The organism is Enterobacter cloacae complex sp. IR53041, from assembly GCF_049238285.1.
Classification (GTDB): Bacteria; Pseudomonadota; Gammaproteobacteria; order Enterobacterales; family Enterobacteriaceae; genus Enterobacter; species Enterobacter roggenkampii.
The window spans coordinates 1-24,743 of the sequence record NZ_JBMKHB010000045.1 but is presented as its reverse complement, the minus strand read 5'-3'; the positions used below and the strand labels follow the sequence as shown (position 1 = coordinate 24,743).

The following is a 24,743-nucleotide window of genomic DNA, read 5'->3' as shown; positions in this document are numbered from 1 at the left end:
AATTTGCATAATAGATCCGCAGCCGCCATTATGGGGCTGCAAAAATACAGGAGACGTTATGCAGGAATTGATTGCTCAGGTTGAAGAGTTAGGCATTGAAATTAATCACACCACCTCTTTAGTGATTATCTTTGGTATTATTTTTCTTACCGCCATCATCGTTCATTTTATTCTGCACAAAGGGGTACTTCGCGCATTCGAAAAGCGCGCGCAGGCCAGCAGCCATTTATGGCTGCAGATCATCACCCAGAATAAATTATTTCACCGTCTGGCCTTTACCCTACAGGGGATAATCGTCAACGTCCAGGCGGTACTGTGGCTGCAAAAAGGCAGCGAAGCGGCGGAAATACTCACCACCTGCGCGAAGCTGTGGGTGATGGTCTATGCCCTGCTCTCCTTCTTCTCGCTGCTGGACGTGATTTTCAATCTGTCGCAGAAAATGGCCACCGCGTCGCAGCTGCCGCTGAAGGGGATTTTCCAGGGCATCAAGCTGGTGAGCGCCATCCTGGTGGGGATATTGATTATCTCCCTGCTGATTGGCCAGTCCCCGGCGATTCTGATCAGCGGTCTGGGCGCCATGGCCGCCGTGCTGATGCTGGTGTTTAAAGACCCGATACTTGGACTTGTAGCGGGTATCCAGCTTTCCGCCAACGATATGCTCAAGCTCGGCGACTGGCTGGAGATGCCGAAATACGGTGCCAACGGCACGGTGACGGATATCGGCCTGACCACCGTGAAAGTGCGCAATTTCGATAATACGATTACGACCATTCCGACGTGGGCGCTGGTCTCCGACGCCTTTATCAACTGGAGCGGCATGTCGGCCTCCGGCGGACGACGCATTAAGCGCAGCCTGAACATTGATACCACCAGCATTCATTTTCTCGACGAGCAGGAGCAGCAGAAACTCATTCAGGCGAAGCTGCTGAAGCCTTATCTGGCCGCACGCCATGAGGAAATTAGCCTGTGGAATCAGAAAAACGGTGAAGGGGAATCGGTATTAAACCTGCGCAAGATGACCAATATCGGCACCTTCCGCGCCTACCTGAACGAATATCTGCGCAACCACCCGCGCATTCGTAAAGATATGACGCTGATGGTGCGTCAGCTCGCGCCTGACGCGAATGGCTTGCCGATTGAAATATATGCCTTCACCAACACGGTGGTCTGGGCAGAATATGAGGAGATTCAGGCCGACATCTTCGACCATATTTTCGCGGTGGTGGATGAATTTGGTCTGCGCATTCACCAGTCGCCAACCGGGAACGATATTCGCTCCCTGGCTGGCGTCATCGCGCAATAATCAGGTGCTGGCGCGGGAAATAAAGCGCCAGTCCATCATCACCCTTTCCGTGGGCGCGTCCGGGTTGTCGATCTTATTTAAGAGCAGATCCACCGCCTTGCGCCCGATATCCCGCGACGGCTGTTCGATGGTGGTGAGCGAAATCATGTCCGCCAGCTCCGTACCGTCAAAGCCGACCACGGCAATATCCTCTGGCACCCGAAGACCTGCCTGCTGAATGGCGCGCAGCGCGCCCGCCGCCAGCGTATCGGAAACGGCAAATACCGCATCCGGCGGATTATCTTTTAACAGGTTTTGCATCGCCGCCATGCCCGCCCCGGAGCTGAGATCGCTGGCATACTCCACCGCCTGATAGTCCAGATCGCGCAGGTGGATCACGCTCTTGTAGCCGCGTTCGCGCAGGCGGGCATATTTGTAGCTGAGATCGTGGTTGATCATCGCGATACGTTTGCGGCCGCCGTCGGCCAGCTGGCTGACGGCATGCTGTGAAGCGTCCACATCGTTGATGCCGACGCAGGAGACCGCGCCCGCATCGGCATATTCGGCGCACTGCACCCACGGTGCAGAACCAATCAGCGCGGCAAGTTCCGGCAGCTTCGAGAAGGCGTCCATGGTGATAATGCCGTCGACGATTTTGCCGGAGAGCAGGCTTAAGCCCGAGCGGGAGCGCTCGATGTCCGAGCCGGAGTTGCACAGCAGAATGCGGTAGCCGTTTTTCTCCGCCTCGGCTTCGATGCCCTTCACCACTTCGGCGCAGAACGGGTTGGCAATGTTGGACACCATCACCAGGATCATATAGCTGCGGGCGGTGCGCAGCTGACGGGCGAGCAGGTTTGGCTGGTAGTTGCTCTCCTGAATCGCCCGCAGAACGCGCTCGCGGTTTTTCGCCTTCACGGTGTCGCTGTTATTCAGCACGCGGGAGACCGTCGCCACGGAGACCCCGGCCAGCTGAGCGATTTTCTGAATTGACATAGCGACGACACATCCTGCGGTTAGCGTTTTGTGCAGGCTACCATAAATTTATTGCCCGGCGAACTGGGCAACGCGTTATTGTTCCACGCGCACCCAGCGCTGCTGCTGATGGCTTTTCACAATGGCATCAATGATATACATCACGTTTGCGCCATCGTGAAACGTCGCAAACTGCGGCGTCTCCGGCATCGCGCCCGCCTGCACGGCGCGGTAGAACTGCGCCATCATATTTTTGAAGGCGTCCGGCCAGCCTTCGATATGTCCGCCGGGGAAGTGGGCGCTGTCGGCCACGTCAGGGTTCATCAGCCCCGGATCGTCGGTGAGGGTCTGGTTGGCCTGCGCGCGATGGCCGATCCACAGCTGCTGCGGCACCTCCTGGTCCCACGCCAGCGAGCGCTCGCTGCCGTTGATCTCAAACGTCAGGCGGTTTTTACGCCCGGCGCTCACCTGCGAGATGCTAAAGCAGCCCTTGCTGCCGTCGTCAAAGCGGAACAGCACCGAGCCGAAGTCTTCGGTCGTGACCGGTTTGTCTACATACTCCGCCTGCTCGTCGTGGGAGAAGGTTTGATTCCCGACCTTGCTGGCCCTGCGCGTCGGCCAGACGATGGATAAATCAGCCATCACCTCGGTAATGCGCCGCCCGGTAACGAACTGCACCGTGTCGCACCAGTGGGAGCCGATATCCGCCACCGCGCGCGATGCGCCGCCGAGCGCGGCATCTACCCGCCAGTTGTAGTCGGTTTCCAGCAGCATCCAGTCCTGCAGATAGCTGCCGTGTGAGGCAAACAGCCGCCCGACGCTGCCCGCACGCATCATGCTCGCCGCCTGGCGCACCATCGCAAACTGGCGATAGACAAAGCTCACGCCATGCACCACGCCCGCCAGCTCTGCCAGCGCCACCAGCTCGCGCGCCTCGTCCGGCGTCATGCACAGCGGCTTTTCGGAAAACACGTGCTTGCCCGCGCGCAGGATCTGGCGGTTAATCTCCGCGTGCAGGTGGTTCGGCGTGCAGTTGTGCACCACGTGCAGATCGGGGTGTGCGAGCAGTTCCTCAACGCTGCCGTACGCGTGCGTCACGTTAAGCTGACGCGCTTTTTCCTGCGCTTTGGCAAGCGTGCCGTCGCAGAGGGCCACAACCTGCACGTATCCGAGACGCCGCAGCGCCTCGATATGCGCCGGGCCGATAAACCCGCTGCCGATAATTCCGACGTTAATCATGCTTGCCTCCAGCGGCGAAATCATCAAACGCGCGTCCGGAGACCGGAATGATGTGGCGGCGGATAAACTCGCTGCCTTCACTCGCCCCGGTATCGCCATCCTTCAGGCAGCACTCCCACTCCAGCACCGCCCAGCCGTCGTAGTCGTACTGGGTCAGCTTGCTGAAAATGCCCTTAAAGTCGATCTGCCCGTCGCCGGGCGACCGGAAGCGTCCGGCGCGGTTGATCCACGGCTGGTAGCCGCCGTACACGCCGCTGCGCCCGTTCGGGCGGAACTCCGCATCCTTGACGTGGAACGCTTTAATGCGCGCATGGAAGATGTCGATAAAGGTCAGATAGTCCATCTGCTGGAGCAGCATATGGCTTGGATCGTAGAGAATGTTGCAGCGCGGATGGTTGTCCACCAGCGCAAGAAAACGCTCGAAGGTGACGCCGTCGTGCAGATCTTCCCCCGGATGCAGCTCAAAGCAGACGTCCACGCCCTGCTCGTCGAAGGTATCCAGAATCGGCCGCCAGCGGGTCGCCAGCTCCTCGAACGCCTCCTGAAAGCGCTGCTCATTATGCGGCGGCCACGGATAGAAAAACGGCCACGCCAGCGAGCCGGAGAAGGTGGCGTGTGCTTTCAGACCTAATCTTGCCGAGGCGACCGCCCCCTGCTTCAGCTTCTCCGTGGCCCACGCCCGACGCGCAGCATCGTTACCGCGCACGGACGTGGGCGCGAAGTGATCAAACGCGTCGCTGTAAATCGGGTTTACCGCGACAAGCTGCCCTTCCAGATGGGTCGACAGTTCGCTGATAACCAGCCCGTGCGCGGCCAGCTTAGCGGCGATGTCATCGCAGTAGGCCTGGCTCTCAGCCGCTTTCTCGACGTCAAAAATATGCGGATGGTTGCAGGGGATCTGCACCGCCTTATAACCTTTACCTGCCGCCCATTCAGCCAGCCCGTCGAGCGAATTAAACGGCGCTTCTGCGCCAATAAACTGCGACAGAAAAATGCCGGGTCCTTTCATCGTCCTCATACCACCTCCTGAACGTTACGCCTTGTCATCGTCATACTTAAACGTGAGAAGGAAAATCAGCGCGATCGCCGCGGCCGCTACCGCCGGGATCCACCAGAATGTCACCCACGCCTGCGGCACGGTCTGCCCGGCCACCAGGCGGTTATAGAGCGCGCCGGAAATCTGCGAGCCGAGCAGCATGCCGATGCCGTAGGTGAACATCACGATCATGCTCTGCGCCTGGCCTTTCACCTTCTCGCCAGCCACGCGGTCGGTATAGATAAAGCCCACCACAAAGAAGAAGTCATAGCACACGCCGTGCAGCAGGATGCCGAGATACAGCAGAATGCGCCCCTCCTCGCTGACGCCCAGCGCGAACATGGCGTAACGGACAAACCACGCCAGCATGCCGATCAGCAGCATGACCTTCACGCCCAGACGGCGGAACAGCAGCGGAATAACCAGCATGAAGACGATCTCGGACATCTGCCCGAAGGACATGGCGGTGCTGACGTCGGCAATTCCCGCATCCGCCAGATACGAGGCGGTGTAGGCGTAATAGGTGCCGAGCGGGACGGAGATCAGCATCGCGCAGACGGAGAAGACGAAAAAGTGGCGGGTTTTGAGCAGCGCAAAGGCATCCGCGCAGAAAAGATCGCGCACCTTCACCGGCAGGCCTTTCGCCGGAGCAGGCGTGTGCGGCAGCGTCAGGCTGTAAAGCGCCAGCAGCACGGAGCTGGCCGCCGCCACCTGAAAGATGGTAACGCTTGCCGCCACGCCGGTGACGCCGATGAAAATGCCCGCCACGATCCAGCCGATGGTGCCGAACACGCGCACCACCGGGAAGGTTTTATCCACGTTTGCCAGGCTGTGAAACGCGATGTTGTTGGTCAGCGCCAGCGTCGGCATGTAGCAGAGCGTGTAGCCAAACAGCAGGCCAATCAGCAGCGCGCCGTTCTCGGCAATCAGCGCCCCCGGCACGAACCAGAGGATCGCCGCGCCCGCCAGGTGCATCACCGCCATCACCTTCTGCGAGGCGAAGAAGCGGTCCACCAGCATGCCGAGCACGAACGGCGAGAGAATGGAGGCGATAGGCCCGGCGGAGAACGCATCGCCAATCAGCAGAGACATGTTGTGCTGGGTCATCACCAGGCCTAGCGTAACCGAACAGCTACCCCAGATAAAAAACTGCAGAAACATCATCAGCGACAGCCGCGGCACCAGCAGCCGGTGCTGCGCTATCGTCTTTTCACTACTTTCAGTTGACACCATGATAAGCCTCACCCGTAAAAAGTAATCGATTACAAATCAATTCAAATGAAAAAGTAATCGATTACAAAATAAAGATCCTGTGGATCGAAACAGATTTGGGAGGGGGGTCACGATAAAGATCGTTGTATGACAAACGAGGCGTTTTGGTTGTCAATATAGCTAATAGGCTATAAAATGATACCGCGAGGAAGCTACAGGAGAAACGATGTGGAACGTCGAGACAACGGACAGATTTGACGACTGGTTCTTTGAACAAACAACAGCATTAAAAGAAGATGTGCTGGCGACGATGCATATTCTTGCTGAATTTGGCCCAACCCTGGGGCGACCATACGTAGACACCGTGAAGGATTCAGCCTATGCAAACATGAAAGAGTTACGTATTCAGCATGCGGGTAATCCCATCAGAGCCTTTTTTGCTTTTGATCCTGACCGTAAGGCAATTGTGCTCTGTGCTGGAGACAAAACCGGTTGCAATCAAAAACGGTTTTATAACGAAATGATCGCGCTGGCTGACGTTGAATACAGCAGACATCTGGCGGATAAGGAGGCCATATGGCAACGCTAAAAGAACTCATGGCACAACAGAGCGCGGAAAGTCAGGAGCGTATAGCGGCTAAAGTTGAAGTGATGCGCAGAATTGTTGCCCTGAACCAGTTGCGGGAAGAGCTCAATATTTCCCAGACAGAACTGGCCGCAGCAATGGGGGTAAAACAACCCACTTTGGCAAAAATCGAACAGCCGGGAAACGATCCCCGGCTTTCAACACTCAAACGCTATGTCAGTGCGCTCGGCGGTGAAATGAGCATTGATGTGACGCTACCGAATGGGAAACGGATAGCGTTTCAGATTTGATACTGCTCGTTCAAAGCCGGGTGGCGGCTGCGCCTGACCCGGCCTACAAAATAATAACGGCCCCGAACATGTAGGCCCGGTAAGCGCAGCGCCACCGGGCGAAAGCCGCACTACTTTTTACGCGAGAGCTTAAAAGCAATAAACAGGAACACCACCCACACCGGCAGCAGCATCGCCGAGAGGCGCATCTCATCCATGGTGCACATCAGCACCAGAATCAGCCCCAGGAATGCGATACAGAGGTAGTTCCCCGCCGGGTAAAGCAGCGCCTTGAACTGCGTTTCGCGCCCCTTGCGGCGCATCGCGGCGCGGAATCGCAGGTGCGCGAGGCAGATCATGATCCAGTTCAGCAGCAGCGTAGCGACAACCAGCGCCATCAGCAGGCCAAAGGCCTCTTTCGGCAGCAGATAGTTGATCAGCACCACCAGCGAGGTAATCGCCCCGGAAAGGGACAGCGAGTTCACCGGCACGCCGCGACGGCTGACGCGGGTGAGGAATTTCGGCGCGTTACCCTGCACGGAGAGACCAAACAGCATGCGGCTGTTGGAGTATACGCCGCTGTTATAGACCGACAGCGACGCCACCAGAATGACGAAGTTCAGCGCAGAAGCCACCACGTTGCTGTTGAGATCGTGGAAAATCATCACGAACGGGCTGCTGTCGGATTTCACTTCTACCCACGGGTACAGCGCCAGCAGCACCACCAGCGAGCCGATGTAGAACAGCAGGATACGGTACACCACCTGGTTAACCGCTTTCGGAATGCTTTTGTGCGGGTCATGCGCTTCCGCGGCGGTGATGCCAATCAGCTCCAGCCCGCCGAAGGAGAACATGATCACCGCCAGCGAGAGGATCAGCCCTTTCCAGCCGGTCGCCAGGAAGCCGCCGTGCTGCCAGAGGTTATCGATCGTGGCGCGCTCGCCGCCGTGACCAGAGAACAGCAGCCACAGGCCGAAGCCGATCATGCCGATAATCGCCAGCACCTTGATCAGCGCAAACCAGAACTCGGTTTCGCCATACAGGCGGACGTTGACGAGGTTAACGGCGTTAATGATGATGAAGAAGGCCGCCGCCCAGATCCACGTCGGGACATCCGGCAGCCAGTACTGCATATAGATGCCTGCGGCGGTCAGCTCCGCCATCCCGACCAGCACGAACATCACCCAGTAGTTCCAGCCGGAGAGGAAGCCTGCGAACGGACCCCAGTATTTATAGGCAAAATGCGCGAAGGAGCCTGACACCGGCTCTTCAACGACCATCTCGCCAAGCTGGCGCATGATCAGGAAGGCGATAATCCCGGCGATACCGTAACCCAGCAGCACCGCCGGACCGGCCATCTGAATAGCGGGGCCGATGCCGAGAAAGAGCCCGGTACCGATTGCGCCGCCAAGGGCAATTAACTGAATATGTCGATTTTGCAAACCACGTTGCAGCGTCGGATTCTGATCCGACGAGGCTTCAGCGCTACCATGGCCTGAAGCGGATGACGCGTCTTTCACGTCCTACCCCTGTCTCTTTTTTAGAAGGGGCACGTTTTAACACTTCATGCTGGCGGTAGCAAGTTTAACGCCGGGGGCACGGCATGCCCCCGGCGATGCAAGGTTATGAGCCGATGATCCCGCCGTCCGCTTTGACGATGACCACCGTTGAGGAACGCGGGCGTCCGTTCGGGTTCACGTCTGGCCAGTTGGAAACAGCGCGAGGGTTAGCAGGGTCGGTGATATCATCCCCGCCCTCCCCCGGATGCTGAATGTTGATGAACAGCGTCCGGTTATCCGGCGTAAACGCAATCCCGGTAATTTCACACCCGCGCGGTCCGGTCAGGAAACGGCGGTACTCGTTGGTGCCCGGAATGGTGGCCACCATCTGGTTATTGCCCATCCCCTCGTAGGCTTTCTTATTGATGGTGCTGGAAGAGACGTCGGTCTGGATCCACAGCACGCCCTGATGATCGAACGACAGGCCATCGGGGCTGCCGAAGGCCGCCCCCTGCATGGAACCTTTAGCCTTCGGATCGTCGCTGTCGGTCCGCCCGCCCATCACCAGAATATCCCACTTAAAGCGAGCGGCAGCAGGATCGGCCCCCTCTTCGTGCCAGTGCATAATATGACCAAACACGTTATTAGCGCGCGGGTTGGCGGCATCAACCGGTGCCTTACCCTCCTTCCCGCGATCGCTGTTGTTGGTGAGCGTACAGTAGACGCTGCCGCTGGCGTGCGGGTCGACCGCTATCCACTCGGGGCGATCCATCTTCGTTGCCCCCACCGCGTCTGCCGCCAGGCGGGTTTTAATCAGCAGATCGCCCTGGTTTTCAAACCCGTTGCTCTTATCCAGACCCTTTTGCCCGAAGATCAGCGGCAGCCAGTCGCCGCTCCCGTCTTCGTTGAAGCGGGCAACGTACAGCGTGCCGGACGTCAGCAGCTGCATATTGGCTTCACGGTTAGCGGGATCGTATTTTTTGTCCGAGACAAACTTATAGATGTACTCGAACTTCTGGTCGTCCCCCATATAGACCACCACGCGGTTATCGGCGGCAAGCGTGACGGCCGCCCCCTCATGCTTGAAGCGGCCCAGGGCGGTGTGCTTGCGCGGCGTGGAGGTCGGGTTGTAGGGATCGATCTCCACGACCCAGCCGAAGCGGTTAGGTTCGTTAGGGGTTTTATCAACGCTAAATCGCTCGTCCACCTCGTTCCAGCGGTAGGATTCATCGCTGTCGCTGATCCCGTAGCGTTTTTCCAGCGGGTTGAGATCGGTTTTTTTGACAAAAATATCCGACCAGTTTTCCTCGCAGGTGAGATAGGTGCCCCACGGCGTGTGGCCGTTAGCGCAGTTTTGCATGGTGCCCAGCACGCGCTCCCCCTGCGGGTCGTCGGCGGTTTTCATTAAGTCCTGATGCCGCGCCGGGCCGGTAAGCTGCATCGGCGTATTGACGGTAATGCGGCGGGCATACGAAGACGGGCGTACCACCTGCCAGTCGCTGCCCGATTTTTTCACTTCCACCACCGACACGCCCATCGCGTTCTGCCCCTTGCGGGCCTTGTCGAGGCTCCAGTTCGCCGTACCGTCGGTAAACAGCATCCCGTTGTCGATGTATTCATGGTTCATTGCCAGCAGGCCATGCTCCGGGTTTTGCTCCCCCTGCGGCAGGCTAAACCACGCCATGCCGTCATGATGCATGCCCGCCTGCGCAGCCTGTTCGTCCGCGGTGTTGCTGGCATCCGGCTTAAAGGCCGGCATGTTGTTTTTGAGCCCCGTCGGATCCCCCCAGCGATAAAACGGGCGGGCGATATAGCCTTCCGGCACCCTCACCGTATCTTCCGTGGAGACGTCGATGCTGGTAAAGCCCAGGGAAACCGCTTTTGCCAGTGCAGAAGGCTTTGATACCGCGGCAATCGCACTTTCGGGTTTGATCAGAAAGGGGAATGAAACGGCAGCGCCCGCCACGGCGCCCATCTGGAGAAAACGACGGCGGGAGAGGAACACCTCTGCAACCTCGGAGAATACCGGGTTCGCGCTGCGGTTAGCGATGTCGTCGCGATGTTCTTTTTTAAAAACGGATTTGAGGGGTCTGCCCATAGCGGCTTCCTGTCATTGGCCAAGAGGTAAGGAGTCGGCGACCAGTCTAAGAAGCTTTTATTACAATTTTATAACACAACGGCGGAGGTGTGGGGCGTCCCTGCCCCGGATAACGAGGTGGAACGCTTAGAACTCGTAGCCAAGCGAGACCTTAAAGGTACGCGGCTCGCCCTGAGTGATGTAGGTGCCGGAATCGTCCACGCTGGCCCAGTAGTTTTCATTGGTCACGTTGTCGATGCCCGCGCGCACCGTCATCTGGTTTGCATTGTGGTTCACCGCGAAGCGATAGCGCATCCCCAGATCCAGCGTGGTGTAGCTGTCGATCTTTTTGGTGTTGGCAAGATCGGCGTACTGCGCGCCAGAGTGGTTGACGCGGGCGGTCGCCGTCAGGCCATCAATCGGCTTGATGTCATACTCTGCCCCCAGCACGGCGTAGACGTTCGGGACACCAATGGCATCGTTGCCCTGATTTACGCCGTTTTTGGTTTTGGTCAGCTCCGCCTGCAGCCAGGTGGCGCTGGCGTTGAGGCGCATCCCGAGCATCGGCTCGCCGAAGACGTTCAGCTCCACGCCGCGGTTACGCTGCTCGGCGTCCAGGCCGTAGTGATTGTTGCTGTCGAGGATCGCCGACGGCATCTTGATCTCAAACAGCGCAAGCGATCCGCCCACGCGGCCAAAGTCCGCCTTCACGCCCACTTCGTTCTGCTTAGAGTGAACGATACCGGTGCTCTGGCCGTAGTTGGTGGCGGTGTTAGGTGCGGTTTTGCCCGGCTGCAGCGCTTCGGTGTGGTTGGCGTAGAGGGAAATTTCTTCCCACGGTTTGTAAACCACGCCGTAGGTTGGCATCCAGCGGCTGCCGTCGAAACCGTCCGCGTCGTTCTCTGCGCCGGTAATTTTGTTATACCCGCGAACGACCACTTTCTGATGGCGCGCGCCTGCGGTGAACAGCAGCTTGTCATCAAGCACGCCCAGGGTATCGCTCAGCAGCCAGCCCTGGGTGCGGGTGCGCCCGCTGGTCAGCGGATCGCTGTATTTACCGCCGGAACCGTTGAAGTTGGTGCTGTCCGGCATATCCACGCCGGTGTTGTGGTAGATGTTGGTGGTCGGATTATCCTTCGCCGCCGACATTTTCCACGCGATTTTTTCGTTTTTGGTCATTGCGGAGTACCCGACGTTGACCTTGTGCGAGACGAAGCCGGTGTTGAAGTTGCCGCGAATGCCCGCCATCCCGCTGACAGAATCGCTGATGCGGTTGGTATCCAGACGGCTGACCGTCGCCTTGCCGCTCTTGTCCACCAGCTTCGGCGCGCTGTAGATCCCTTCTTCATGCGCGTGCTGCGCGCCCAGGCCGGTATAGGCCGTCCAGCTGTCGGTGATGTCGTACTCGCTGCGCCACATCCCGAACTCGTTTTCGATATCGCTGTAGGCCCACTTCTGCGAGAAGTTACGATCGTTTTTCGGCGGTTCTGGCACAAAATCCACCGCCGAGATGTTGACGCTGGTCGGGCTGCCGTGGAAGGTTTTTTTCTGATAGCCCAGGTCCAGCGAGGTGCGGAAGCGGTCGCCTTTGTAATCCAGGCCGGTAGAGAGCAGCGTGGTGCGGCGGCGATCGTTCGGTATGCCGGTTTCCCCTTCGCGGTGGACCAGGTTCACCCGCGCGCCAAACTGGTCGCTGTCGCCGTAGCGACGGCCCGCATCCAGCGTGGTGCCAATCTGAGAATCGGAGGTGTAGTCGACGCCCACTTTCGCCTGCGGGGGTTCGCCCGCGTGTTTTGGCTCAAGGTTGATCATCCCGCCCACGCCCGAGCTCGCCGCGCCGTTCATCAGGGCGTTTGCCCCTTTGAAGATCTCAATGCGCTCAACCATCTGCGTATCCACCACCTGACGCGGCAGCACGCCGGACAGACCGCCAAAGGTCATGTCGTCGCCGTCAAACTTCAGACCACGGATGCGGTAGGTTTCCGCGCTGTTGCCGTACCCCTGAACGAACTGTACGCCCGCGTCGTTGGCGATCACATCAGCAATGGTTTTCGCCTGCTGATCTTCCACCAGCTTCGAGGTATAGCTGATGATGTTGAACGGCACGTCCATGGCGTTCTGCTGACCGAGCATCCCCATACGCCCGCCGTTCGCCACCTGTCCGTCAAGGAAGGCCGGTACCAGCTGGTCGCCACCGGGTTTGAAATCGTTGACCGGTGCAGAGTGCACAACGAGGGTATCTTCTTTTTGATCGTCCGCCGCGAAGGCGGAATGCGTTACCGCGCCAACGGCGAGCGCCAGCAGCGTTTTGTGTATTCTGGTGTTGTTCATCGTTAACTCATTTGAAAGTGCGCGCAAAAATAGCCCGTTGTCAGGCCTTAGAATGTATTGATAGCAATGCAAATGAGAACTATACGCATTATCTTTAATGATTCAAGTATTAGCATGCGTAAACTTCAAGCGAGAAAACGGCTCAAGAAGAAGGAGACGTTCTCTTTCAGCTTTTCGAACAGTAAAACGCAGGGGAATTTCCGAAGCTAAACAGATAGCCGGAGGCGTTCACCTGAACAATGCCAAGGCTGATACCGCGGTCGCGATAATAGAAAAAATCGGGAATATAATGGCGAAAGGGTTCGTCTTTTTTGGGCAAGGCATTCGTTTCGTCGGAAACCAATATGACCCTTCCTTCTTCATACCAATATTTGAAGTTAATCTTGTTGCTGATGGTAACGGTGGGCTGTCCTGGCGGACTGTATTCACCGGTTGAGTCGTAGACGCCTGAACCATGTTGAAATGAAAAAGACATGAGAGAATCGACCGTCGAATCGCCCTCGACTATCGTTAAATGGCTCTCGCAGGTAAAATTATTTCGCTGATAATGAAGCCAGGCGGCATAAAGTATAGGCGCAGCAATAGCCAGGATAACGATCCCCCAGCGCACAGTCTGGCTATCTATTTTCATGATATTGCTCCAGATACATAATCGAATCACAGCGCGCACCGGCGGCGTCGGGTAGCCTGTCGCACACGAGCACTGAAATACCATTCTGAAAATGATTTAACGTCATCAGAGCCGTCCCCCCAGGAGGACAGTGAATGGGATAACGTTTTTCCAGAGCAGCAAAAATATGCTGACTTTCCGTTTTATCATGCCATGACGAATAGACATCACAGCCGTTAACGTTGCCAATGGAAAGATAGTCTTCAAGTCCGGCGCGCTGAGCGTTAATTTCATGGATAAGTGCCAGACAAGAAGCAACAAATAATAATCCGGCCAGGACCCACGCCATTTTACCACGGAAAAAATGAAGCCCGTGATTAACCGAAGGTGGAGATGTGCGCTGTGCCTCGGGCAACGTCGAGACAGTCTCTAATACTGCGGGCGTAATGAAATCGTCGAGTGACCCCATCTGAATATGCGCAACCGACTTAAACCCCTCTTTTGGAATAGTCTGCACGATATTTTCGGTCAGCCCCGCCATCTTTAGTGCTTTACGGATAGATGCGATGGTCTGATAAAGGGCATTAGTCGTGACGACCGCGCCTTGCTTTTCCCAGACAGCAGCAAAGAGATAACGCTGCGACAGCACCTCACCGTTGTGTTCAAGAAGCTGTAGCAGACACTCACTAACGGGGCCATGCAAAACAACAGCGCGTTCGGGGTAACTACCCCGTTGACAAAGCCGACGCTTGTCCGGCTCGAAAAGCACCACGTGATTGATCAGGAAAACGGGCTTCATGGCGCGCCTGCGGCCAGAAGACAAAAGCAAAATGCATTCATCATTGTTATGTTATCGCGTCCGTTTACTTTCTCTGATTAAGATTTTAATCAATGTTTATCAAACAGTTATATAAAAAACTCGCTTTTACATCCTTTTTTCCTCCTGCCGTGACCTCCGCTTAATCAGTATAAATCATTTAACTTCACTCCTCTTTTTTATTGAAAAATCCTAACCTGACCTACACCAGATGTCCCTTCAAGAGGCTTCAGGTCGTGCGGAACATTCAGGGTGAAAAACTGAAATTTTCTTGAAATTCACGTTTTAATGTTGAGTCACCGTTCAATCACAGACATTTAGCACAATAACAAAGATAAACTATGAATATTGGAGTTTTATCCTTTAAGTATGACTTAAATCGACTAATAAACTATGAGTGAGTGATCTTGAACCGGTTTCTTATAGCGCACAGGGATGTGTATTGGAAAGTATTGATAGCAGCCATATAATCCACCCTACAAACGGTATGGATTATCTCAGCGCTTATATGTAGTGATGCGTGTTCGACTTCATTTATATGGGTTTTTGTTATGGGTTATCGTCTATACGGATTTATGATCGGTGATGACATTCATTTCGATATTGCCAATCGAAGGCTGTACCGACTCACTGGTAGCCTTACTGATAACAGCATCGCTTTCGCGTCAATCTATTTCAATGAAACGATGCTGAGACTTTTTCTTTATTTGATGATAAATGGCCGAAAAGAGCCTATTTCAAAAGAAGAACTGTTTGAAGAAATCTGGGAGGCACACAACCTGAGTCCTTCCACACAGCGATTATGGCAGGTTCTGCACAATCTCAAGAATAAATTGAAGCTTTTAGGCCTAAACGACGATTTTATTCACAATATTAAAGGGCGCGGTTACATCATTAATAACCCGGATGTAATCCCCGTTTATTACAGAATGAGTGAACTCCCGACTCATTCCGTTAAAAAAGAGGAGAAGACAGATACCCTGAGTGAGTGATGTCAATTCAGGTGTTTGCCCTGAGCACTGGCGTGCGAGGGGCTTTTTTTTCTCTTATTTTCAAAACAATTTTTACGTTAATGATTTTAAAGCACTGTAAGTTAGCTTTCGCTGACGCTGGAATTCAATATGAGCATAATTAACCGCTTTACCGATTTAAAAGTGAGTAAGAAATTATTCTTTGGCTTTTTTACCGTCCTGCTCGTGACGATTATTATTCTGGGTTCCGGGCTGTTTGGTCTGAGTAGTATTCAGGATAAAGTTGAAAAGAACGGACATACAACCGACCTGTTTAACGCGCTGTCACAGGTCCGCCTGGGGCGAACCAATTTTCAATATACGCTTGATCAAAAGTATCTCGACCAGACCAATGCGGGTACCCAGCGCATGCAGAGTATTGTGTCTGAAATGAAAACGCTCAGCTGGTCGCCGGAGGGGAAAAAAGCGCTCGACGATACGGCGAATGCGGTAACGAGTTACGTAGCCACGCTGGTACCGTTTACCCAATCGCTTTCTGAAAAGAAACTCAGCGAACAAAAACTGGACACCCAGGGGCTGTGCGATAACTCGGAACGGGCGTCACAACTAAGCCAAAGCGGTACCCTTGATCTCCAGCATTCGCTTATCGCCGCTCAGATCGCGTTTATTATGAGCGACATTGATTCGCAGGTCACCCTGTATAAGCAGCACCCTACGGATGCGCTAAGCAAGGGGATCCTGATGCGTCTGGAGACAGCGAGGTCTTACACAGGGCAGTTGCTCACCGTTGCGTCTGAAGACCAAAAAAACTGGCTGCAGTCTGGCCTCGACACGATGAATAACGTAGCCGAAGCGCTACCGAATTATAAGCTCGTCTGGACGCTGCAGACCACCCTGTCCGATACCCTTACCGGAAAAGCGATGACGCTGACGCAGGCCATCCAGACGCTGTTTAATTTACAGCAGAAAAAAGTTGCCGATACGGTTGATAGCGTACAGATACAAATGGCCGTCGTTGCTGCCATTGGGATCGCGCTGGGTATCCTTATGGCAATGGGTATTACTCTTTCTATCACCCGGCCGCTGAATGAGACCCTGCGCGTAGCAGAACAGATCGCCAGCGGCGACCTGACCAGCACGCTGACCTGTACGCGCCGGGATGAGCCCGGACTGTTGATGCAGGCTGTCGCCACTATGAACGTCAATCTTAAGAACATAATTAATGATGTCCGCGATGGCGTGGAGAGCGTTGCTCGTTCCTCAACTGAAATTGCGGCTGGCAATATGGATCTGTCGGCGCGAACCGAGCAGCAGTCTGCAGCCGTTGTCGAGACCGCTGCCAGCATGGAAGAGTTGACCTCTACCGTTGCGTTGAACGCGGAGAACGCCTCTCACGCCAGACAGTTAGCCGACGAAGCCGCGCAAAATGCCACCGAAGGCAGCCAGATTTCACTGCAGGTGATCGATACCATGAAAAACGTGCGCAGCAGCTCGCACCGTATTTCAGAGATTACCACCGTGATTAACAGCATTGCCTTTCAGACCAACATTCTGGCACTGAACGCCGCCGTTGAAGCTGCCCGCGCGGGCGATCAGGGCAAAGGTTTCGCCGTGGTCGCCGCGGAAGTCCGTACGCTTGCCCAACGTAGCGCGCAGTCGGCGAAGGAGATTGAAAACCTGATTAACGAGTCCGTGTTGCACGTTGACACCGGATTTAGTCTGGTTGAAAGCTCCGGCGATGCGATGACGAAAATCGAAACATCTGTCGCGCAGGTACGCGACATCATGAATGAAATTGCTGCCGCTACCGAAGAACAGAGCCGCGGTATTTCCCAGATTGCACAGGCGATGGCTGAAATGGATACCACTACCCAGCAGAACGCCGCCCTGGTGGAAGAGTCTTCGGCTGCGGCCAGCTCGCTGGAGGATCAGGCCGTACAGCTGGAAAAAGTGGTATCGATTTTCCGCGTATCAAAGGAAAGTGCCGCCCGCACTGAAAAACGCCGACCAAACAACGCGAGCAGCACCACCGTTGTTGCGATAAAACGTCCCACGAGCCACGACCAGGATGACTGGGTCAAATTCTGATGACCGCCGTACGGTAGCCTCCGGGGCTACCGTACGTTAAAGAACACACGAGAATGACAACGATAAAACGCCACCCGACATTGCTCTCAGGCATCCGATCCCTGCTGACGCCGTATTTTTATCACGTAACGGCAAGAACGCTAATTGACGCCATTGCTCAGCACCAAATCGTGCCGGTTTATCAGCCCTTCTACGACAGCCAGACGGGGCTGATGGCAGGTATTGAAGTGCTCGCCAGATGGAAGCACCCGCTTTACGGTAACGTCGCGCCGGACACCTTCATTCCCCTTGCGGAGAAGCACAACCTGATTGCTATGCTGACGCATCATCTAATCCTGCAGGTTATTACCGATCTCCAGCACCGGATCCATCTTTTTCCTGAGGGACTTTACATCAGTCTCAACCTGAGTCCCTCGAACTGTCTCGATCCTCGTTTTGAATCGGATACCGTGGCGCTTTTACAAAAGCTTGCTACCCGCCACGTGCAGCTGATAATTGAGATTACCGAAAAGCACCCGCTGCATGTCACGCCGCAATTAAGCGAGTGGTTTGCAGCATTACGGCGCTCCCCTATTTCTATTGCGCTGGACGATTTTGGAACTGGGTATTCAAATCTTGCCTACATCCACGCCCTGGATCCTGAGTACATCAAAATTGACAGGCTGTTTGTCAGCCAGATCGGAGAGCATGGCGATCTTCGGCTCATGGAGAGTCTGATTGAACTTGCAAAAAAGATGCATCTGCGGATCATCGCTGAAGGTGTCGAAACCCAACATCAGGCGGATTATTTACGGCTTAATGAGTGTGATTTCTTACAGGGCTACTATTTCTGTCGTCCAGTTCAGGCCGATGAACTCGTCAGGATAGTTAACCAGGGGGAGCGAACAACCACCCCGAACACGGGGTGGCTGCAGTGACGTTATTTTTTCTTGTAGATATTGGCCGTACCGTGAATTTTATTGTTGGTGTTCCCTGAGGTGAGCACCAGAACATCCGCGCCTTGCTTATCGGCTTTCTCAATCAGTTCTTTTTTTGCATCATCAACCGATACTTCATTTGAAGTGCTTACCGTACCGATTTTTTGATACTGAGACTCGACTTTCTTGAACTCATTTTTAGTCAGCAGTTGGGCAGCAAAAGCATTGGTCGTAAACAGTAACGCCGTTCCCAACAAAATAGCAGTCGTCTTTTTCATAACCTTTTTCCTTGAGATTAATCAGCAACTACGAAAAACCTCACGCATTATGGTGAGGTTTTATGAGCATGGTAGAGAATCTCAGGAAATGCCATTTTTTCGGGAAAATTCTTTTATAACAACCCATTGCATGAAATTATTAACGAATATTAAGAATAGTCGAATACACGCGCGGCGCCAGCAATATCAATGCGTACCGCCGTGCCCGGGTTCCATCCTGGCTGGCTGACGGTCTTCAGGGTCACGGGCTCGTGCTGCCCGGCGAGCCCGAGGGTGAGCGTCGACAGGTGGCCGGTAAAATCCACATCAAGAATGGAGATTGGGCTTTCATGTGAGGCACATGCCGTCACGCTCAGCTGCTCCGGGCGCAGCATCACTCTGCCCTGCCCGGTCGCCTGCGCGTTGTCCGTGGGCACCTCACCCAGGGCGCACAGGGCGTAGCCCGCGGTGAGCTGCGCAGGCAGGATTAGCGCATCACCAAGAAACAGTGCCGTCTCTTCGTCAACGGGACGGGTATAAACCTCATAAGGCGTCCCGACCTGCGTGAAACGTCCGGCACGCATGACGGCAACCTGCGTGGCAAAAGACAACGCTTCGTTCTGGTCGTGTGTGACCAGAATCGAGGCCACGCCCGCTTCGGCCAGCAGATCGGCCGTTGCCTTACGCGTCATCGCGCGCAGGCCGGTATCCAGCGCCGAGAACGGCTCATCCAGCAGCATCAGTGAAGGACGCTGGGCCAGCGCACGAGCAAGCGCCACACGCTGCTGCTGTCCGCCGGAAATCTCGTGAGGCCAGTGCGTGGCGAGCTGCCTGTCCAGCGAGACCATCTCCATCAGCGCCTCAACGCGCTGGCGCTTCTCGTGGCGGGTCCCGTCCAGCCCCCAGGCAATGTTGTCTGCCACGTTGAGGTGGGGGAACAGTGCGCCCTCCTGCGGCACAAAACCGATCCCGCGCTGGTGGGCAGGGACAAAACGGTTTTCATCAAACAGCGTTCTTCCCTGCATGACAATACGTCCGGTGTCGGGCGTCTCAAACCCGGCAAGAATACGCAGCAGCGTGGTTTTCCCTGACCCCGACGGCCCGACAATGGCCGTTCTGCTCCCCGGCGCAACGCTCAGGTTTAAGCTGTCGAGCACCTGCACATCAGCAAACGATTTAGAAATGGCGGTTAATTCAAGCATGTCATAGCCCTGCAATTTTCTTCGACTGCATATAGAGAATGGCGGTCAGCGGGAGGGAAATCAGGATCATCAGCATCGCGTAAGGTGCCGCAGCCACATAATCAATTTCGCTGGTCAGCGCCCAGAATCCGGTAGAGAGCGTGCGCGTGCCCAGGGGAGAGAGTAACAGCGTGGCGGTCAACTCGTTGCTGACGCCGAGGAACACCAGAGCGGCCCCCGCCGCCGCACCCGGCGCGGCCAGCCGCATCGTGACGCTCCAGAGCGCCTTCGCGGGCGTGCTGCCAAGGCTGCGCGCCACGTTTTCCAGCTCAACCGGCGCCTGCGCAATCCCCGCCCGCAGGTTGATGAGCGCACGGGGCATAAACATCAGCAGATAGGCAAGGAACAGGGTTATTTCCGTCTGGTAAATGGGACGGGCGTAGTGAATGGTGACGGTGACCAGGGCCAGCGCCGTGACAATGCCCGGCAGCGAACTGGTGATATAGATGCACCCTTCAAGCATCCGGAAGATACGGTGCGGATAGCGGATACCGAGCCACGCAATGGGGATCACGCACGTCGTCGTCAGCAGCGCGCCGCCCACGCCGAGCATCAGCGTCTGGCGCAGCGAATGCCAGAGATCGGCGCTCATCCAGTTTTCCACACCGCCGAGCCAAATCCAGCGACACAGGACAACTAACGGCACGCCCAGCGCCAGCACGATCAGCACGATGAAAAACAGCTGCCCCAACGCGGCAGCCGCAGGCTTCAGCGGCCAGCGTTTCTGTTCGCGCGCAGCCCCGGCGCCAATGCGCGCGTAGCGTGCCTTTCCACGCGTCACGCCTTCCAGCACTAAGATAGCCAGGCAGCATAACGCCAGCACGCCCGCCAGCATGTTTGCTGCCGGGCCGCTGAAGGTAGACTGAAACTGGTCATAAATTGCCGTGGTGAAGGTATCAAAGCGGATCATCACGTACAGGCCATATTCCGCCAGCAGGTGCAGCGCCACCAGCAGCGCGCCGCCGCAGATAGCCAGCTTGAGCTGGGGCAGCACCACGCGGAAAAAGACCCGCCACGGCGGGGTGCCGAGCGATGCGGCCACATCTTCGAGCGTCGGGTCAAGGCGGCGCAGCACCGCCGCAACCGGCATGTAGATAAAGGGATAGTAGGCCAGAACGGAGAGAAACACGCCCGCGGAGAGCCCGTGCATGGACGGAACAACGCTCACCCAGGCATAACTTTGCACAAACGCGGGGATCGCCAGCGGGGCGACCGCCAGTGCAGACCAAATTCCACGACCGGCAAGCTGCGTGCGCTCTGTGAGCCAGGCTATCGCCACGCCCGTCACGATACACAGCGGAACCGCTAAAGCCGTCAGCCACAGCGTGTTGCTGAGCAGCTCAGCCACACGCGGGCGAAACACCAGCGCCTTTATCGTTTCCCAGCCCGTCTCAATGCCAATGGCAATGATAAAACCCAAAGGCAGAAGCGCCAGTAATGAAAATAAGACAGCTAACGCAACCATCGGCAGTGCAGGACGCCTGCGAGCAGGCTCCTGCACTCTGTTTTTTCCGATGTCGAGACTCAGACCAGACATAAGACGTTCACTTCACTCTCAGTGATCACAGCAGACCGGCTTGCGTCATCAGCTCGATAACTTTCTTACTGTTGAGCGTTGAAGGTTCAACTTTCGGCGCATCAAGATCTTTCAGCGGAACCAGTTTCGGGTTGGAGGACGCGTTCACGCCCACGGCGTATTCAAAGGCGTTGTTGGTACGCAGACTTTCCTGACCTTCTTTGCCGGTAATGTATTTGATGAAGGCCTGCGCCTGCGCTTTGTGTTTGCTGGACACCAGCACGCCACCGCCAGAAAGGCTTACGAACGCGCCCGGGTCCTGGTGTTTGAAGTAGTAGAGCTGGGTGTTTTTGCTGTTTTCACCGGTTTTGGACTGATCGACAAAGCGGTAGTAGTGATAAATCACCCCGCCATCAATCTGACCAGCATTGACCGCTTTCATCACAGTGCTGTTACCTTTATAGGCAACGAAGTTGGCTTTCATCGCCTTGAGCCATTCCAGGGTGGCTTTTTCGCCTTTCAGGGCCAGCATCGCGCTCACGATGGCCTGGAAATCCGCGCCTGAAGGAGATGCCGCCCAGCGGCCTTTCCACTCGGGTTTCGCCAGATCCATCAGCGATTTAGGCAGCTGCTGTTCGCTCAGCTTCGCCGGGTTATAGACGAATACGGTGCTGCGGGCGGCAATGCCGATCCAGCGGCCATGCGCCGGACGATACTCTGCCGGTACCTGCTTCAGGGTGTCTGAATCCAGCGGGGCAAACAGGTTGGCGTTATCCACCAGCACCATGGACGGCGAGTTTTCCGTCAGAAACACGTCCGCCGGCGATGCGCTGCCTTCCTGTACCAGCTGGTTACCCAGCTCGCTGTCATCACCATTACGCAAAGTGACTTTAATCCCGGTTTCTTTGGTAAAACCGTCAACCCACGACTTCACCAGGTTTTCATGCTGCGCGTTATAAACAACGATACCTTCGTTGTTATCGGCGGCAAACGACTGTGTGGAAAGGAAAAGGGATGAGGACAACAAGGCAAGCGAGAAGCAGGACAGCAGGCGAGAATTCATGAACATATCCTTAATAGACCAACGGGAGTAACCACTCATAGCTTTGTGGGACAGGATTAAAGCATACAACAACGCTAATGATAATTAGTATCAATCCAGTTTACGCGTAAAAGTGTAAAATTTCTTTTTTATGGAATTTGAAATGATAAAAACCCAGATTTAAGAAAGAAGAAAAATAAAGATTAAGAAAACCTTAAGGGTGGTGCTAATCAAAAATAATTAGCACTCTATTTATTAAGTCGTTATTTAACAGAAAAAAAAGAATAAAAAATTCGGCCACAGGGCATTAAAAATATGATTCCCTTCATGTCATTATCTCGTTACCGCACCAGTCGATCTCAAGTGTAAGTATCTCCAGCGTTCTCAGGTTCAGGCTTCGATTCGACCATTTCACCTCGCTGTCCAGAGCGGTTACCCGTTGCTTGCTCGGGGTCATTGCCAGGTTTTCTGCCTGGAATAAAGCGCGATGCGTCTTCAAATACGTGTTCATCCCGGTTGGCAGAGCCAAGGCATAACAACACGCTATCCCTACCTATAGTTCACCCTCCTGAAAATGCACAGAAGACGCAACCTTCCGCCTCCCCATCTGAAGCGGGGATTCAAAGCGCATCGTTTCGCGTACTATTTTTTCATCCGCAGCGTGTTATTTCTGATAACCTTCTGCAATTACGGATGCAGTGCCAGCATACAGAGCACGTTTCCGGTTAACGCTTCGCTGGTTTCACTCCCACCAATCAGTATAGTGACGTGGTCCGTGATAAACCGCTCATAGAGCATATTCTCCTCTCCGCCATATCCTTTCAGCAGGCTGCTATAAAACAGCGAGTAGTAACCTTCTCTGTGCGCCTGTGCGGGCTGGCGAAAGCTATCATCCAGACGGAAGAGCGCTTTTATCAGCATCTGCAGCCCCTCACGATCGATGGTGCAGGGATCCAGCAATAGCCTGATGGAACTCTTCTCTAGCTCCACCACCTCCTGTTACGCCTGCGTCAGGTTAAGCCACGCGGTGAAGAGCTTTCCCCATAGCGCCGCAATCTGACGAACTCCGTCAAACGGACGAGCCGTAGGTACAACGTCTACCACTGAATGTGATTCGTGTGAGATGAGTTGAGTTAAAGCCTCCCAAGGTTCGCCGATAAACAGGGCCTGCAGAGCCTTAAGGTGCACGCGATAAACACAGCCCTCCTCAAAAAGGACAATTCCGTGCAGAAGATCCCAAAGCAGGGGCGGAAAGTTAAAAGACTCTTTTTCCAGCGCAGCATGCACGTCTTCAGAGACACCTGAAGAGACGAACGCACGCTCCTTCATTACCTGATACACGTCCTGATAGCAGGTAAGCACTCATGTTTTTCCGAGTCGCGTCACTAGCTGGTGGTTTCACATATGGTAATAAACGTCGTGAAGATTTTCTTGAAAGACAGGTGGGGCGTTATTAAGTCGAATAGCTTTGTCGTGCTTTGCCATGGATGAGCTCTCATAACAGGATTAATCGCCATTGAGTTAAGCAGGGATATGTTTCAGTTCAAGTATGGCGCTGGAGCTATGAGGGATTTCAGGGATCAAATGGCTCGCCTAAAGGGTGCGAACCCGCGACAGACGGTTTAGAAGAACGTAGAGAACAAGTTAATGCACTGTAATATAATTAGTTTTCCCACACTCTCAACGCCTTTGTGCCATTATGTGTCGTTACTTTCCCTCTCGTTTCGTCGTGATTCAACCATGTATGAAACATCTGTGACACGTAGAGTACACAGCCATGCCTCATGGTTTAACTGTGTAATTTCCTTCATACAGCATCGGACAATCATTTAACTCTACTTAACGTGAGGAACTGGAATGATCAAGTGGTGATCATGTTGCACTTGAATGGTAGACTGCCGCCTATCCAGAAACTGCTCTGCTTGCCATAATGTTACCGAATACACAATGGCCAATATGGTGTCAATTAATTTAAGGCATAAAATATGACGGAGTCAAAATCTAATAACCTTGTGCGTCTTGCTGCTCTTGAGAGTGTTATAGGGTTATTTAATGTGTATAGCCGAAGTAATACGGTTGTGATTTTAACCGAAATGGTTATGATGGCAATGTGGCTTCAAATGGATTATGGTTCTATTGTGTCCATTCCTAAAAAGCGCATTAAAACAACAATACTTTAATATGTAGTTATAGGATCAACGATGCATTATCTTCAAGAATATGTAATCTGTTTTTTTGTGCTATTAGTTACTGTTTATATAGTATCTAAAATTATTAAGATAGAGCCTGACAATCAAAAGTATAGTTCATTCGATGGTGCTAGAGGTATTTGCGCCTCTTTGGTCGCCATATTTCATATTTTCTGGAGGGATGGCAGTCATGACACAGAGTATTGGTCACTTGATTATATTTCCTCAAGCAAAACCGTTCACTACATTCTTCTTACCGGTGAGCTATCTGTCGGGATATTCTTCATACTTTCTGCTTTTCTTTTTTTCAGAAAGGCGATGGCGAAAACATTTAATTTTGAAGAGTTTTATGTTTCCAGAATCATGAGGATTTACCCGCCAGTAGCTTTTTCTATAATAATGATTTATGCATCATCCTATTTAATATCCCCAAACCATTCATATCAGATTAATGATCTAATTCAGTCATTGCCTTCGCTTTTTAATTACCCGATGACGGGTGATGCTGCCAACTTACTGATTTAGTGTATGATGGTGTTTTTGAGGTGCTCCAGTGGCTTCTGTTTCTATCAGCTGTCCCTCCTGTTCAGCT

Annotated in this window: 23 protein-coding genes; 8 read left to right on the top strand and 15 right to left on the bottom strand. The window is 54.4% G+C overall.

From position 1 onward, the window contains the following. The first annotated feature begins 58 nt into the window (after positions 1–58). Positions 59–1,303 carry a mechanosensitive ion channel family protein gene (locus tag ACOTXF_RS21900; protein ID WP_021241588.1) on the top strand — a complete coding sequence of 415 codons (1,245 nt, stop codon included), beginning with the start codon at positions 59–61 and terminating at the stop codon, positions 1,301–1,303. Here ACOTXF_RS21900 and ACOTXF_RS21895 read toward each other — a convergent pair whose 3' ends face one another. The 4 genes from ACOTXF_RS21895 to ACOTXF_RS21880 form a co-directional block, all read right to left on the bottom strand. Continuing rightward, a complete protein-coding gene (locus tag ACOTXF_RS21895; protein WP_021241589.1) occupies positions 1,304–2,275 on the bottom strand; it encodes a LacI family DNA-binding transcriptional regulator in 972 nt (323 codons plus the stop codon). Positions 2,276–2,350: 75 nt separating this feature from the next. Further along, positions 2,351–3,493 carry a Gfo/Idh/MocA family protein gene (locus ACOTXF_RS21890; RefSeq protein ID WP_047746102.1) on the bottom strand — a complete coding sequence of 381 codons (1,143 nt, stop codon included), beginning with the start codon at positions 3,491–3,493 and terminating at the stop codon, positions 2,351–2,353. After that, complete coding sequence (locus tag ACOTXF_RS21885; protein WP_047746100.1) at positions 3,486–4,511, bottom strand: sugar phosphate isomerase/epimerase family protein; 1,026 nt, start codon at positions 4,509–4,511, stop codon at positions 3,486–3,488. The genes ACOTXF_RS21890 and ACOTXF_RS21885 overlap by 8 nt, the downstream gene beginning before the upstream one ends. 15 nt (positions 4,512–4,526) lie before the next feature. Then, on the bottom strand, positions 4,527–5,762 hold the full coding sequence (locus tag ACOTXF_RS21880) for an MFS transporter (RefSeq protein ID WP_234115362.1): 1,236 nt from the start codon (positions 5,760–5,762) through the stop codon (positions 4,527–4,529). Between the two features lie 205 nt (positions 5,763–5,967). Here ACOTXF_RS21880 and ACOTXF_RS21875 point away from each other — a divergent pair, with 205 nt between their 5' ends. Beyond that, complete coding sequence (locus tag ACOTXF_RS21875; protein ID WP_045416590.1) at positions 5,968–6,330, top strand: type II toxin-antitoxin system RelE/ParE family toxin; 363 nt, start codon at positions 5,968–5,970, stop codon at positions 6,328–6,330. Further along, a complete protein-coding gene (locus tag ACOTXF_RS21870; protein WP_047746098.1) occupies positions 6,318–6,617 on the top strand; it encodes a helix-turn-helix domain-containing protein in 300 nt (99 codons plus the stop codon). The genes ACOTXF_RS21875 and ACOTXF_RS21870 overlap by 13 nt, the downstream gene beginning before the upstream one ends. Positions 6,618–6,727: 110 nt before the next feature. Here ACOTXF_RS21870 and pheP read toward each other — a convergent pair whose 3' ends face one another. The 5 genes from pheP to ACOTXF_RS21845 form a co-directional block, all read right to left on the bottom strand. After that, positions 6,728–8,116, bottom strand: coding sequence for a phenylalanine transporter (pheP, locus tag ACOTXF_RS21865; RefSeq protein WP_232926680.1), 1,389 nt, complete (start codon positions 8,114–8,116; stop codon positions 6,728–6,730). A gap of 103 nt (positions 8,117–8,219) precedes the next feature. Further along, positions 8,220–10,193, bottom strand: coding sequence for a PhoX family protein (locus ACOTXF_RS21860; protein WP_048962785.1), 1,974 nt, complete (start codon positions 10,191–10,193; stop codon positions 8,220–8,222). Between the two features lie 126 nt (positions 10,194–10,319). Beyond that, positions 10,320–12,503 carry a TonB-dependent receptor gene (locus ACOTXF_RS21855; protein ID WP_047746091.1) on the bottom strand — a complete coding sequence of 728 codons (2,184 nt, stop codon included), beginning with the start codon at positions 12,501–12,503 and terminating at the stop codon, positions 10,320–10,322. Between the two features lie 166 nt (positions 12,504–12,669). Next, positions 12,670–13,134 (bottom strand): hypothetical protein, encoded by a 465-nt coding sequence (locus ACOTXF_RS21850; RefSeq protein WP_045416603.1) that lies wholly within the window; start codon positions 13,132–13,134, stop codon positions 12,670–12,672. After that, positions 13,121–13,912, bottom strand: a complete 792-nt coding sequence (locus ACOTXF_RS21845) for a winged helix-turn-helix domain-containing protein (RefSeq protein WP_045416606.1) — start codon at positions 13,910–13,912, stop codon at positions 13,121–13,123. Before ACOTXF_RS21845 ends, ACOTXF_RS21850 begins: the two co-directional genes overlap by 14 nt. Before the next feature lie 569 nt (positions 13,913–14,481). Between ACOTXF_RS21845 and ACOTXF_RS21840 the strand changes: the two genes are divergently transcribed. The 3 genes from ACOTXF_RS21840 to ACOTXF_RS21830 all read left to right on the top strand — a co-directional run bounded on the left by ACOTXF_RS21840 (position 14,482) and on the right by ACOTXF_RS21830 (position 17,906). Further along, entirely contained in the window at positions 14,482–14,922 is a 441-nt protein-coding gene (locus ACOTXF_RS21840; protein ID WP_045416609.1) for a winged helix-turn-helix domain-containing protein, read from the top strand. A gap of 129 nt (positions 14,923–15,051) precedes the next feature. Then, a complete protein-coding gene (locus tag ACOTXF_RS21835; RefSeq protein ID WP_232926684.1) occupies positions 15,052–16,989 on the top strand; it encodes a methyl-accepting chemotaxis protein in 1,938 nt (645 codons plus the stop codon). Between the two features lie 53 nt (positions 16,990–17,042). After that, positions 17,043–17,906, top strand: a complete 864-nt coding sequence (locus ACOTXF_RS21830; RefSeq protein ID WP_045416617.1) for an EAL domain-containing protein — start codon at positions 17,043–17,045, stop codon at positions 17,904–17,906. Positions 17,907–17,908: 2 nt separating this feature from the next. Here ACOTXF_RS21830 and yahO read toward each other — a convergent pair whose 3' ends face one another. The 6 genes from yahO to ACOTXF_RS21800 form a co-directional block, all read right to left on the bottom strand. Continuing rightward, complete coding sequence (yahO, locus tag ACOTXF_RS21825) at positions 17,909–18,184, bottom strand: DUF1471 family periplasmic protein YahO (protein ID WP_021241596.1); 276 nt, start codon at positions 18,182–18,184, stop codon at positions 17,909–17,911. 149 nt (positions 18,185–18,333) lie between these two features. Beyond that, positions 18,334–19,365, bottom strand: a complete 1,032-nt coding sequence (locus tag ACOTXF_RS21820; RefSeq protein ID WP_045416620.1) for an ABC transporter ATP-binding protein — start codon at positions 19,363–19,365, stop codon at positions 18,334–18,336. A gap of 1 nt (position 19,366) precedes the next feature. Further along, positions 19,367–20,941, bottom strand: coding sequence for an ABC transporter permease (locus ACOTXF_RS21815; RefSeq protein WP_045416623.1), 1,575 nt, complete (start codon positions 20,939–20,941; stop codon positions 19,367–19,369). Positions 20,942–20,966: 25 nt separating this feature from the next. Next, complete coding sequence (locus ACOTXF_RS21810; protein WP_047747547.1) at positions 20,967–21,983, bottom strand: iron ABC transporter substrate-binding protein; 1,017 nt, start codon at positions 21,981–21,983, stop codon at positions 20,967–20,969. Positions 21,984–22,649: 666 nt separating this feature from the next. Continuing rightward, a complete protein-coding gene (locus tag ACOTXF_RS21805) occupies positions 22,650–22,952 on the bottom strand; it encodes a hypothetical protein (RefSeq protein WP_181518946.1) in 303 nt (100 codons plus the stop codon). Between the two features lie 9 nt (positions 22,953–22,961). Continuing rightward, the gene (locus ACOTXF_RS21800) at positions 22,962–23,291 is read right to left on the bottom strand and encodes a hypothetical protein (RefSeq protein WP_052954100.1); all 330 of its coding nucleotides are present in this window, start codon (positions 23,289–23,291) and stop codon (positions 22,962–22,964) included. 656 nt (positions 23,292–23,947) lie between these two features. Here ACOTXF_RS21800 and ACOTXF_RS21795 point away from each other — a divergent pair. Both ACOTXF_RS21795 and ACOTXF_RS21790 read left to right on the top strand, forming a co-directional pair. Then, the gene (locus tag ACOTXF_RS21795) at positions 23,948–24,142 is read left to right on the top strand and encodes a hypothetical protein (RefSeq protein WP_045416632.1); all 195 of its coding nucleotides are present in this window, start codon (positions 23,948–23,950) and stop codon (positions 24,140–24,142) included. Between the two features lie 21 nt (positions 24,143–24,163). Then, a complete protein-coding gene (locus ACOTXF_RS21790; RefSeq protein WP_316937492.1) occupies positions 24,164–24,676 on the top strand; it encodes an acyltransferase family protein in 513 nt (170 codons plus the stop codon). Positions 24,677–24,743 lie beyond the last annotated feature (67 nt).